Source organism: Chryseobacterium sp. PvR013 (assembly GCF_017833095.1).
Classification (GTDB): Bacteria; Bacteroidota; Bacteroidia; order Flavobacteriales; family Weeksellaceae; genus Chryseobacterium; species Chryseobacterium culicis_A.
The window spans coordinates 5,364,543-5,376,931 of record NZ_JAFIBT010000001.1; the positions used below are offsets into that span (position 1 = coordinate 5,364,543).

The following is a 12,389-nucleotide window of genomic DNA, read 5'->3' on the forward strand; positions in this document are numbered from 1 at the left end:
TAGATTGTTGAGATTCCTACGGAATGACAAGCTGTGTGGGCAAGGTAAGTGCATTGTTAGAATTGTACATTTTGAATAATTAATTAATACGGATCCTATACCTGCGTCTTTGTCATTCCGTAGGAATCCAGACTACCACTTTGATCTGCAGTAGAAATTTGAGAGAAATAAGCTTGGTTTGTTGTAGTGATAAAACATTCATCTGGTTTTAGCCCAAACTTCAGTAGATTGTTGAGATTCCTACGGAATGACAAGCTATGTGGGTAGGGAAGTGTATTGTTGAATTGTAGATGTTGAATAATTAACTAATACAGATTATATACATGATTTTTTTGTCATTCCGTAGGAATCTAGCCAAAGTTATTATATAAAGAATTTTTATTGTAGAAAATTGGGTTCCTGTGGAATGACAATATTAGTATTTTGATATAAAATGGTTTATGTTAACGCCAATTTTCAAACAAGTAATTCAAAAATTCTAGATTAGGATTGATTGTCCTTATAAGTTCAAGTTTTTTAATTCTTGACCAGTTTTTAATTTCTTTTTCTCTTTCAATAGCATAATGAATCCAGTCATATTTCTCATAATAAATCAAAAATTCAAGATTATATCTTGCCGTGAAGCTACTGCGATTTTGCTTTGTTTTGTGTTGATACAATCTTCTGTGGAGGTTTTCTGTAACCCCTGTATAAAGTACTTTTCTATTTTTATTAGTAAGAATATAGATATAGTAGGTGTATCTTCCTTTTGGAAATTCAATCATTTGTGTGTTTATTTTTCAAAAGTTACAAAAAATATATTTTCGATTCTTGTCATTCCATAGGAATCCAGGCTACCACTTGATCTGCAGTAGGAATTTGAGAGAAATAAGCTTGGCTTGTTGTAATGATAAAACATTCATCTGGTTTTAGCCCAAACATCAATAGATTGTTGAGATTCCTACGGAATGACAAGCTGTGTGGGTAGGGAAGTGTATTGTTGAATTGTAAATGTTGAATAATTAACTAATACAGATTATATACATGGTGTCTTTGTCATTCCGTAGGAATCTAGACTACTACTTGGATTTGTAGTAAGAATTTGAGAGAAATAGGCTTGGTTTGTTGTAATGATAAATGCATCTGGTTTTAACCCAAACAGTAATAGATTGTTAAGATTCCTACGGAATGACAAGCTATGTGGTTAGGGAAGTGTATTGTTAAATTGTAGATGTTGAATAATTAATTAATACAGATTATATACATGGTGCCTTTGTCATTCCGTAGGAATCTAGGCTGCCACTTTAATCTGCAGTAGGAATTTGAGAGAAATAAGCTTGGTTTGTTGTAATGATAAACATTCATCTGGTTTTAACCCAAACATCAATAGATTGTTGAGATTCCTGCGGAATGACAAGCTGTGTGGGTAGGGAAGTGTATTGTTGAATTGTACATATTGAATAATTAATTAATGCAGATTAGATACATGGTGTCTTTGTCATTCCGTAGGAATCTAGACTACTACTTTGATCTGCAGCAGGAATTTGAGAGGAATAAGCTTGGCTTGTTGTAATGATAAACATTCATCTGGTTTTAACCCAAACATCAATAGATTGTTGAGATTCCTACGGAATGACAAGATGTGTGGGTAGGGAAGTGTATTGATAGAATTGTAGATTTTGAATAATTAATTAATACAGATTATATACAAGGTGCCTTTGTCATTCCGTAGGAATCTAGCCTACCACTTAGATTTGTAGTAAGAATTTGAGAGGAATAAGCTTGGTTTGTTGTAATGATAAAACATTCATCTGGTTTTAGCCCAAACTTCAGTAGATTGTTGAGATTCCTACGGAATGACAAGCTATGTGGGTAGGGAAATGTATTGTTAGAATTGTACATATTGAATAATTAATTAATGCAGATCCTATACGTGCGTCTTTGTCATTCCGTAGGAATCTAGACTGCCACTTTGATCTGCAGTAGGAATTTGAGAGAAATAAGATTAGTTTGTTGTAGTGATAAAAGCATTCCCTTGCTGGCGCGAGCGTCCCGCTCGTGTCCATAAACAAGATTATTAAGTTAATATAACTATTCTGAGAATTCAATTACAGATTGAAGCAAAGCTGGCTGTCATCCAAAGTTTAAAAGTAGCAAAACTTGTAGTATAAACAAACCCTTGCATTTATGTAAGGGTTGTTATTTATTCTAACGTGGATATGAGCGGGACGCTGTCTACCTTCACGTTTCCGGAAGCATCTTTGTAATACGCTAATCTGATGTTTCCTACCTGATCAGAATTCCATTTTAAAATTTAGGGTATTAAAATAATACCCTAAATAATCAACATATTTATAAATTTATCTCTTATTGAGTTTTACAAACTTCAGAAGCAAAAATCTCCCCTGCAAATTGGGTTTCAATAATAGCACATTTTCCTTCTATCTTTTTGATCGTACAAAGATACCCACCATGAGAGTTAATATACTTGTCAGTTTCATCATGCTGGCTTTTGGTAAGGTCTAATAATAATATAAATTGACAGTCACTCTTCCATAATATTCTATAATATCTATCCTTCTGTATTTTTTTCTTTGTTGAAAGATCAAAAACTTCTTCTATCTGAAGGGTTTTGGTTCTGTGTATAAGAAATTTTCTGTTTGTCTCATTGCTTATTAATACAAATTTTCCGGTTTTAAAATCTTTGCAAGATAGGTTTCCAGAAATAATTTCTTTTGGATTAGCAAGTAATAATGGAACAAAGGAAAGTAAAATTAAAAGCTTCATAATTTTTAAGGATTATCATTTGGAAGTAAGATTTTGAAGTATTTAATCACTAAATTCAGAAAAATGCCACACAAAAGGATTCATGTGGCAATTTGAATTTTGCTACTAAAATAAAGCTCTTAAATAGCTGATTTTCTATTAATATCAAATATATCAATATCTTTTTCCTGAAATATATCTTCTAATGCAGATGTACCATTTTCCATTTTATATTCGAGTTCTTTATCAGAAATAGGAATACACAAAAGCCAATGTACTGTTTTCGTTTCAAGTTTTAGTGGTTGTAATTTGTTCTCCCATAAAAATGGTGATGTAAACATAATATGTTTCATTTCAGAAGTCTCAAAATACATTTCAACAATTCTCATAAATACTGAACCTGGTTGGCATTCCCACCCATTATTAGTAATATAAAATCCTGCTGTGGATAGAATATTTGACAACATTTTGAATTCTCTATATCCACCAATTAAAAGCTCTATTGGAATGTCTTTAAAGCTATTATTATTCATTTCAATTTTATTGGGGTGATCAGATATTCCTATCGTACCGCAAATTTTTATTCTAGGATAAAGAGGATCATCACAGGTGAAAATATCGATAAAATTCTTTTTTTCTTTGTCATAATGACGATCAATTATTTCATTAATACCAACAATATTTGTAATATAGTTAGAAAGTTTTTTGTTTTCTTCAGAAGGGTGTTGAGACATATTTTTTTAAAATGTAATTATATTTTATATTAATCCCCTCTGAAATCATTAGGATTGAAAAGCAACCAATCATATTAATTTTATTTTTTTTTCATATTTTTCTGCTTCTATTCGGTTTCCCAAGAAGCACTAATATCCTTTCTGTGTGCTTCTCTACCTAAAGGCAAATCTACCAACTCTAAAACTGTCGAATCAAGAGAAATAATTTCCTCAAGAGAAGCTACCCGAAAATCATCATCATCTAAGTTGGCTTCATTTCCAGAAAACTGCCAACTACCATCATCTTCATAATGGAATACATGTAAAATTGGAGATTTTCTTTCTAAAACGAATTTTGTAGTTATCACCGCTGTATTTAAATCTTCTTTAAATGATTTCATTTTATTTATTTGATTTTTTTATATTTTCTTCTTTTGATAATACCTGCATGTTTCTGTTGCTATTTGAACCTCCTTTTGATCGGGCTTTTATGTGATCAACTTCAGCCTGATCCATATCTGCTTTTTGTCCTTTAACATTTTTTTTGGGCATATTTAAAACCCTTCCATCCCCATCACTGATAAGTTTACCATTATTTTGTTTCAAGTTTTCAGCTAAAATTCTTTTTCTCTGTGCAGAGGTTGTTTTTAAGCCTTCTCCTACTGTATTTGGCTCTTTTAAATGTGAATACTTTCCAGCTTTAATTTCTTCTACACTATTAAGAACAGGTGCTTTCCCCTTAAATCCTTTTGCAATTCCGACGGTAGCTCCTGCCACCACGGCATCAAAAGCTGTTCCTCCCACATCTTGGCCTGCTGAGCGTGTATCTCCTTGAGCAGCCTTATTAACAGTTTTAGCAGTACCATAAATACCAAATGTCAATGAATTGGCTACACTATCACCATAATCACTCCATGTATAATTATTTACAGCATTTTGAGTTGTTCCGTAAGGATCTGATACAAAATTTTTGATACCATAAATCCTTCCAGTAAATCCTTCTTTTACACCTTTAAAGAAATTTCCGCAACAACCGTCTCCCTCACCAATTACATCAATTGGAGCATTTCCATCGGGATCAACATAACGTACCGGATTATTTAATACAAAATTATATGGTGACCAACCTCCAAACTCTTCACTCAATGGATCGAGTGAAAACCATCTGTCAATGTCAGGCATATACATTCTTCCACCAAAGTCACTCCATCCGGTCTCCTGTTGTTTTTCTTTTCCGTGAGTGGAGTATTTATAGTTTGGAGATATTGAAAGAGGTGTCCCTAAATAATCTCCAAACTCCAATCCAAAAGGATAAAAATGAGTTGTCCTGTCTATTTTCAGGTTTCCGGAAGCATCCTTATAATACGCAACTCTGATGTTTCCTACCTGATAGTAAATTACTTTATTAAAATTTAGGGTATTGTTTTTAATACCCTAAATTATCAATAGCAATTCTTTAAAATTGTTGATTTAATATGGAAGCGTTGAAACATCTTCATCTATCTCTCTTCCCTCATCATCAAAGAAAGTATACAAACGCTTCAATTCGGATAATAACATTTCTTCAAAGGAATTCCATTGAACTTTTGAAGTTGCGTCATGTGGTGAACCACAATGCACAATATTAGTATCTTTATCTATATATAAGAGTGAACCGTCCCATTGATATCCTCCAATAAAAAAATAACTTTCTTTTGAATTATCAGGCCTCTCATAAACATTCGGAGTGATAATTGAAAAAGGTTGCCTTGAATTTGCTTTTGGATCACGCGTCAATTGTCTTCGAAATCCATCAAGACTTAATGTTGCGGCTAGAAGTATCAAACCATTACTGAATTTTTGCAAAAAAGTCTTGTATTCCTCTGGTATACTTGTATCTAACTGATCTTCTAAACTATCAATTTCACTATTATCTAATACAGGGAACATTTCATTTAGCCAAGCTTCCGGAGCTTTAAATGGTATGTGACCTATTAACATTGCTCCATCGCTAGAGTTTACTGTTCCTAAATTTTGAAACTTATAAATAAGCTCTCTTATTTCTTTATACATAATTTTAATCTTTACGATTTTTTAAAGTTCCAGTAGTTTTATTTCTAAAATTTCCATTATGTCGTAGCAAATGTTCTTTTGTTGTTACGAACTCAATATTGTTAGGATCTCCAGCCATTTCAGGATGATGCTTAACATTATTAATATGATGCCCTTTCATTCCTTTTACTTTGCCAGTTTCTTTCAATTCTTTTAATTGAGCTGAGTTCCACCTTCTAGTTCCTCTTCCCGCTGTTCTTTCCACCATGCTTTGTTCTTCTTTCCAAGCTTTCCTAACAGCCCCTTGACGCTGGCTAGCAATGCTTGATGTTTTTACCGCATCTTTTACCTCTTCAAACCCTTTTACAGCAGGCGATTTCCCACCTTGCGCCGTTAATGCTCCTTCAGGTCCGCCAGCAACTGATAAAAGTATAGTACCCCAATCAAGAGCACCGTTTGCTACTTTCTCTTTCAAGGATTCTTTAGGAACTCCTGTAAGCAAAGTCAGCCCGCCTTCTTCACCAACTACATATTTATTTCTTACAGCATCATTGGTGAAAAAGTTAGCTGTTCTTGCAACATTATTGGCTACCGCAGCTCTTAGACTGTTAATCCCGCCACCAATCATTTCTGCAAATTCTGCAGGATCACCAGGAAGATCTTGTGCTCTTTTTGTGCTTTGCCACTCTAAGCCTTCCTGTTCTCTACCATCTACAACTCTGTTTTCAGAGAAATTATAATGTGACTGATAAGCATAGTCTTCACTTAATGGATCAACATTAAAGAACCTTGCCATTGAAGCATCATAATTCCTCCAACGGTAAGAACTCCAGCCTGTTTCCGTTTGCTTTTCTTGTCCTTGGGAAGAGTACTTATAATTCGGAGATATTGAAAGAGATGTCCCTAAATAATCTCCAGACTCCAATCCAAAAGGATAAAAATGAGTTGTCCTGTCTATTTTCAGATTTCCGGAAGCATCCTTATAATACGCAACTCTGATGTTTCCTACCTAAGTTATTATTTACCAACAAATCTGAATCACCAGGTATGATCTTCAATATTTTACATAGCCTATTTTTCTCTTTTCTTCTGCTCTGCCTACCGCAATATTATCTCAAATTCAAATTTTAACTAGTGTTGGTAATGAATTAGAGTGTTGGTTTCCAATACTCTAATTCATTACCAACATGTTTGAAACATTACCCAATATTATTCATTTTTCTATATTATGATAGTAAACTATCCTTCTACATCAATATTTCAGTTTTCAGGTAAACAAAATCTTTTTCCTTTCCCATTGCTCGCTCCTCGAATTTATACACTAACTCAATTTCATTTATGTACTCAATTACAAAGGCTTCACCAAGTTCACCTGTAATCGCAATATCACCTATTTGATCAAAATAATCTTCATAAGGAATATACGATTTTGGAACTTGTATTACGACATCATAGACATTGTCAGGATATTTGTAAAGAACATATTTCCATTCGGTTGCATTAAACTGAACTTTTTCATCATTTATTAAAAGGTTAAATATTAGTTTCCATTGTTTAGGAGGCTTAGCAGAATAAAAAATCCAACCTTCAATTGGGGGTGCCTCATTAATAATACTTTTTGAAAGTTTCAATAATTCTGCATCCCCTTCCGGTGAAATTGTTAAAAAATTCTTATCTTCTCTATTATCAAATCCAATTTCCCAAGAGAAATCACCAATCTTTTCAATTTCAGTGTCTAATAGATTAATATACTCCTCTGTAATTTTTTTGGGAGTTAAATATTCAATATTATTTTTAATCCAATTCCAAAAATTATTGAATTCTTTATCTTTCATATTTTGCTTTTACTTTGTTAAAACGTTCTGGGTTCATTTCATTTCTTTTGTTATCCAATTTACCTATTCCGCCTCTTTCATCAATGGCTTTCTGCTCTTTAAATGCTCCTTCTTCTGGATTCTTAGGATCATATTCATCAATGACCTTTGCTTTTTTTCTATCCCTGCCATCATCTTTTCCACCTCTCTTACTTGGATTACCTTTTTTAGTTCTACCTACATATGGCACCCCCGATTCAGTTCCGTCTTCAGGAACTTCATATACAACTCCTTTTTCCTTCGACCTGCCACTTTTGGCTTTACCTTTTTCGGTGCTATCTTTTTCAGATTTACTATCTTTTTTATCATTATCGTTATTCAGAACGCGGTTAGCAATGGATATTCCGGTGATACCTACTGCCGCAATAACGGATATTTGAGCAGCTAATCCACGCATTAAGCCATTATAGTTATTAACGGCATTACTCTTCATCTGCTCATATACCGCTGATCCTGCTCCCGATTTTACTGAATATCCAGGTGGAGCTGCTACAATCCCAGGTGCATATATTGGTAGCGGTACAGGCTCTAATCCTTCTAACTCTCTTGCATCTACAACCCTGTTTCCGCTGAATGCATAGGTAGACCAGATATGATACTGTTCTGCTAAAGGGTCAACATTAAAGAACCTTGCCATTGAAGCATCATAGTTTCTCCATCGGTAAGAACTCCAGCCTGTTTCTGTTTGCTTTTCTTGCCCCTGGGAAGAGTACTTGTAGTTTGGAGATATTGAATTGGCAGTGCTCAGATCTCCTCCAAATTCAAGTCCAAATGGATAAAAGTTCGTTGTCCTGTCTATTTTCAGGTTTCCGGAAGCATCCTTATAATACGCAACTCTGATGTTTCCTTGATGATCGGTAGTATATGTTTTGGTTCTTAAAAATTAGGGTATTGAGATCAATACCCTAAATCATTAACATTTGAAAAATAACATTCTCAATATTCAATATTTTTTTTTACAATCTGGACATCTTCACCATCAAATTCATACTTATAGACTAGCTCATACCAATCTTTTCCATTCGATGTATTATAGATTATTATTACATCTCCTATATCCTTAATTCTAGCATCAACACATACTGCTCCAAACTCAGTATTTCCTTCTTCAAAATCCTTCATTATTGTATTGATTAAAAAACTTTTCATCTTATTAGAATCCATAGAATCATCATAAGTTGCCAAATCCATCCATTCTCCATTCTTATAAATTAGCCCAAAGGGTGCAAACTCCTTTAGCTCTTTCAAGAATTTCTTACTTGTTTCAACGATTTGACTAATTCCTGTTATATATTTTTCTGACATAGTAATTTGCTAAATTTTATCACCAAATATAACATCGTTCTCTCCCAAAGCATAAGGATATTTAGCAATATATCTATCATCAGGAGATAAAATTATTTCTATAACTAATACGTCCATGCCATTAAACTTTCCGTCTAAACCTATGGCATAAAGTCTTACATCTTCATCTTTCAATTTCTCATAAGCTCCATTTAAAAGAGTTTCATACATTTCTTTTGAATCTGCTGTTTCAGAATATGTTCCAATATATGTTAATTTGCCGTTTTCTCTTATATACGTTGCAAAAGGTGCAAACTCCCCATTCTCAACTAAAAATTTCTCAGCTTGTTCTTGTATTGCTTTGATTAATTTTTCGACATTGTTCATTATTCTTTACTTTATTATATTAAATACAATTAGGAATTTTAGCACATGCATCTTTTCGAACAGGTTGAGAACGTATAAACGCAGGAGGGTTGCTATTAGCTTTTATATTATCTGTTTTTGGTATAGAAGGTTGGTATCTTTCAATTCTTATACCCGATCTTTCAAGAGATTTAGTAGTTGTAGCTTTTTCATTTAGTTTTAAAAGAGCTTCAGCACCATTTTGTTTTGAGATTTCTATTTGACCTCTTAATTGTTTAGTCAATGACTGTTTTTGAACATGTTTTACCTCAACGGTACCACCATCCTTCGTCATTGCATCAGGAATTGTTCTTTCTAATTTTCCTGTTTTAGGATCTTTAAATTCAAAAGTTTCAGTATTTTTTTCTAATCCCATTTTATCGAGTACTTCTTTTTCTACTTTCCTTCCTAAGTTAAAATGCTCCAGCTGTTCTTTGGAAAATCTACTTGCTTTTGACGTTCCTTCAATTACTTCTGGTTTTGATAGAGGTTCAATAACAGGACGGATTCCTGTATTTTCCATCATTGGCATAAATCTGGTAGCGATTCCTACCCATTCCAATCCCTCTAATTCCTTACCATCAACAACCCTGTTTTCAGAGAAATTATAATGTGACTGATAAGCATATTTTTCACTAAGCGGATCTACATTAAAAAACCTCGCCATTGAAGCATCATAATTACGCCAATGGTAAGAACTCCAGCCTGTTTCCGTTTGCTTTTCTTGTCCTTGGGAAGAGTACTTATAATTCGGAGATATTGAAAGAGATGTCCCTAAATAATCTCCAAACTCCAATCCAAAAGGATAGTAATGAGTAGTCCTGTCTATTTTCAGGTTTCCGGAAGCATCTTTGTAATACGCAAGTCTGATGTTTCCTACCTGATCGGTATAATGGTAAATATACTTATTCTGAACGAAGTCATAATAGCCCTCTGAGGTCGGCACAAAGCTTAATACCTCATTGGTATACTGAAATCCATCTAAATAATCTGTTTTGCTGACGGCTTCAATCTGTGCTCTACCAGTTCCATGCGTGTAAACTTTTCTTAGCTTGATTCCCGCAGCATTATACAGGTATTTTGTGTTGAAGTTGTAGGTATTTACAAAGTCATGGCTATTGTATAATCTATTAAATTTTATGGAGTTGGGAAGATTAAGGTAGTTATAGTCTATCTGCAGAATACCTCTATCCTCGTGGCTGATCATATTTCCGTTACCGTCATAAGGAATTGCGGTGGATACTGAAGCGGGATACCCTGCATAATTACTTGAAGCATCACTCACCGTATTTACTCTGTTGCCATTGTAAGTATAAGTAAGATCATCAATCAGCTGTGCCCCAAACCCTGTCAAAAACCTGTTTCTTTTAAGGGTTTGGATATTCCCATTGAGATCATAGGTCAAAGCTTCATTGTAATAATCATTCTGTGGAACGGTGGCATTGGGTTCAGAATAGATTCCGTTTTTTAAGCGATCTAATCCATCGTATTGATAATTATACCTTCTGAATGTTCCGGTATCTGCACTTGACCAGTCTATTTCTGCAATATTCCCATTGTATTTTCCTGTAGACACCGTAGAATACACGGGATTATGATATTTCAGCTCATAACCAAAAAGCTTCCCGTTCAGGTTGGCAGGATCATTCACTTTGGTAAGCCATCCACGGATATTGTAGGTATGATCTATCGACTGTAAAGGAGTATCCGTGGTATTCCCTGTTTTTTTATTGATAAGCTGTCCAAGATCGTTGTAGGTGTTTTCTGCCAGCAGTTCTTCCATTTGGCTGTTCACCTTGTGATAGTGTTTCAATAGCCTTTTCTGGTCATCATATACAAACCTTTCCTGGATGGTAACCTCAGCATCTGAAGCCCCTTTTTTGTGATAGGTATAGCTTTCATCCACAGCACCGGAAAAATCAAGTTTGAATTCCTTTTTTGTATATCCACCCAGTTGATTCCAGCTTTTCTCCGCTACTTTCTCACTCTTTGTATTGTAGTAGAAATAGGTTTTGGTCCAGTTATCATCCTCAATATTTTTTACATAAGATGCCGTGGGCAGCCCTTGGGTACTGGCTCCTCCGTTAAGCGATTTGTCTTCGTTAATTACATATTGATCGAGGATTTTTGCAGGGGGAAATTCCTTAGTATCTCTTGGATAAGAGTCGTAGTAATTAACCGTTAAAAGTGTCGTAAAGCCGGATAGGAAATTATTGGTGTAATAGACGATGAAGCCATTTTTATCAAATCCATTTGCTGTCTGGTTTTCACTGACCACCTGAGAAGCAAGCTGGCTTTGCATGGCTGCTCTTTCTCCACCTGCCATAAGTCCGGTATAGGCAACACGTCCCAGAGCATCATACTTGGTCAACAGCCATTGTCCTTTATTTTTCAGGTTGACATCCTGGGTAAGCACCGGACGGTCAGAAGCATCATATACTACAGATTCCCAATCATCCCTTCCGGGCAGTCTTTTTTCCACCTGCCTGTACTGGCCGTCGTAGCGGTATTGATAACAAAGGCTGTTTAGAATATCGGTGGAAATAACATTATTATTCTGCTCAATCTTTTTTACTGCTAAAGCGGGAATTACAAATGCCTTTTGCCCATATTCATTGTAGACATAGTAGGTATCAATATTTTGGGTTCCATCAGTACGGCGTATCAGTACCGTCTCACCACGCCCGTTCTGAAACTCTATAACAGGTGTTCCATCTTCATCGGTTACGGTATCCTTGTATAAAGTTCCCGGGGCATAAAACTCACTGCCCGGCACTATGGATACAGAGGAAATGGTTTTATGATCTGCTCCAGATGTAGCCGTGGTTGTACTCGTGATAAATTTCTTTACCTCTGAACCCAGGTTCACTTCATAGGTAAGCTTTTGTGTATGTCCGCCCGCCATTTTCCAGGGGTCACCAGGCTGAGCCACTTGCTTTAGCCTGTCTAAGGGAGAATTCTCCATCTCCTTTTCCGTATAGGCATTGGCTGTTCCGTAGTAAGAATTAGCCGCAGTTTCATCGATAATCCCGGTATGAATGCCTGAATTGAGGGTATTGGCAGGAACTGGAAGAATATCCTTTACCTGTCTTCCGAAGGCATCGTAAATAATAGGAGTCACCAGGTCTTTTCCTGTTGTGGTCGCTTTTACGCTGACAATCTGCTTGGGTCTTCCCAGTCCATCAAAATAGGTAAGGGTTTCTGTCTTTTTGCTGCAGTCTCCGCTCAGGCAGGTTTGGGATTGTATATAGTTTTCTGAGATACTTTGTGCAGAGGTCAGCATGGCGATCAACAGCAGACCTAATAGGTGTATTTTTTTCATGGGTGTTTTTTTATG

12 protein-coding genes are annotated in these 12,389 nt (G+C 35.1%); all 12 read right to left on the minus strand.

The window, feature by feature from the left end:
• Nucleotides 1–443: 443 nt before the first annotated feature.
• A complete protein-coding gene (locus tag JOE44_RS24440; RefSeq protein ID WP_209788699.1) occupies nt 444–764 on the minus strand; it encodes a GIY-YIG nuclease family protein in 321 nt (106 codons plus the stop codon).
• Between the two features lie 1,582 nt (nt 765–2,346).
• Nucleotides 2,347–2,766 (minus strand): hypothetical protein, encoded by a 420-nt coding sequence (locus tag JOE44_RS24445; protein ID WP_209788702.1) that lies wholly within the window; start codon nt 2,764–2,766, stop codon nt 2,347–2,349.
• Between the two features lie 119 nt (nt 2,767–2,885).
• Nucleotides 2,886–3,479, minus strand: a complete 594-nt coding sequence (locus tag JOE44_RS24450; RefSeq protein WP_209788705.1) for a suppressor of fused domain protein — start codon at nt 3,477–3,479, stop codon at nt 2,886–2,888.
• Between the two features lie 107 nt (nt 3,480–3,586).
• A complete protein-coding gene (locus tag JOE44_RS24455) occupies nt 3,587–3,859 on the minus strand; it encodes a hypothetical protein (RefSeq protein ID WP_209788708.1) in 273 nt (90 codons plus the stop codon).
• Between the two features lies 1 nt (nt 3,860).
• Nucleotides 3,861–4,760: an RHS repeat-associated core domain-containing protein gene (locus JOE44_RS24460; RefSeq protein ID WP_209788710.1), complete on the minus strand. Its 900-nt coding sequence runs from the start codon at nt 4,758–4,760 to the stop codon at nt 3,861–3,863.
• A gap of 168 nt (nt 4,761–4,928) precedes the next feature.
• Entirely contained in the window at nt 4,929–5,510 is a 582-nt protein-coding gene (locus JOE44_RS24465; protein ID WP_209788713.1) for an SMI1/KNR4 family protein, read from the minus strand.
• A 4-nt stretch (nt 5,511–5,514) separates the two neighbouring features.
• On the minus strand, nt 5,515–6,414 hold the full coding sequence (locus JOE44_RS24470) for an RHS repeat-associated core domain-containing protein (RefSeq protein ID WP_209788716.1): 900 nt from the start codon (nt 6,412–6,414) through the stop codon (nt 5,515–5,517).
• 322 nt (nt 6,415–6,736) lie between these two features.
• Nucleotides 6,737–7,324 (minus strand): hypothetical protein, encoded by a 588-nt coding sequence (locus JOE44_RS24475; RefSeq protein ID WP_209788719.1) that lies wholly within the window; start codon nt 7,322–7,324, stop codon nt 6,737–6,739.
• Nucleotides 7,314–8,204: an RHS repeat-associated core domain-containing protein gene (locus tag JOE44_RS24480; RefSeq protein ID WP_209789312.1), complete on the minus strand. Its 891-nt coding sequence runs from the start codon at nt 8,202–8,204 to the stop codon at nt 7,314–7,316. Before JOE44_RS24480 ends, JOE44_RS24475 begins: the two co-directional genes overlap by 11 nt.
• Before the next feature lie 95 nt (nt 8,205–8,299).
• Nucleotides 8,300–8,668 (minus strand): hypothetical protein, encoded by a 369-nt coding sequence (locus JOE44_RS24485; RefSeq protein ID WP_209788722.1) that lies wholly within the window; start codon nt 8,666–8,668, stop codon nt 8,300–8,302.
• Between the two features lie 9 nt (nt 8,669–8,677).
• Nucleotides 8,678–9,034, minus strand: a complete 357-nt coding sequence (locus JOE44_RS24490) for a hypothetical protein (RefSeq protein ID WP_209788725.1) — start codon at nt 9,032–9,034, stop codon at nt 8,678–8,680.
• Between the two features lie 19 nt (nt 9,035–9,053).
• Nucleotides 9,054–12,374: a DUF6443 domain-containing protein gene (locus JOE44_RS24495; protein ID WP_209788728.1), complete on the minus strand. Its 3,321-nt coding sequence runs from the start codon at nt 12,372–12,374 to the stop codon at nt 9,054–9,056.
• Nucleotides 12,375–12,389 lie beyond the last annotated feature (15 nt).

Bases quoted from the DNA above. Each gene is read 5' to 3' on its own strand.
- JOE44_RS24440 (WP_209788699.1), bottom strand. From the start codon at position 764: ATGATTGAATTTCCAAAAGGAAGATACACCTACTATATCTATATTCTT.
- JOE44_RS24445 (WP_209788702.1), bottom strand. From the start codon at position 2,766: ATGAAGCTTTTAATTTTACTTTCCTTTGTTCCATTATTACTTGCTAAT.
- JOE44_RS24450 (WP_209788705.1), bottom strand. From the start codon at position 3,479: ATGTCTCAACACCCTTCTGAAGAAAACAAAAAACTTTCTAACTATATT.
- JOE44_RS24455 (WP_209788708.1), bottom strand. From the start codon at position 3,859: ATGAAATCATTTAAAGAAGATTTAAATACAGCGGTGATAACTACAAAA.
- JOE44_RS24465 (WP_209788713.1), bottom strand. From the start codon at position 5,510: ATGTATAAAGAAATAAGAGAGCTTATTTATAAGTTTCAAAATTTAGGA.
- JOE44_RS24475 (WP_209788719.1), bottom strand. From the start codon at position 7,324: ATGAAAGATAAAGAATTCAATAATTTTTGGAATTGGATTAAAAATAAT.
- JOE44_RS24485 (WP_209788722.1), bottom strand. From the start codon at position 8,668: ATGTCAGAAAAATATATAACAGGAATTAGTCAAATCGTTGAAACAAGT.
- JOE44_RS24490 (WP_209788725.1), bottom strand. From the start codon at position 9,034: ATGAACAATGTCGAAAAATTAATCAAAGCAATACAAGAACAAGCTGAG.
- JOE44_RS24495 (WP_209788728.1), bottom strand. From the start codon at position 12,374: ATGAAAAAAATACACCTATTAGGTCTGCTGTTGATCGCCATGCTGACC.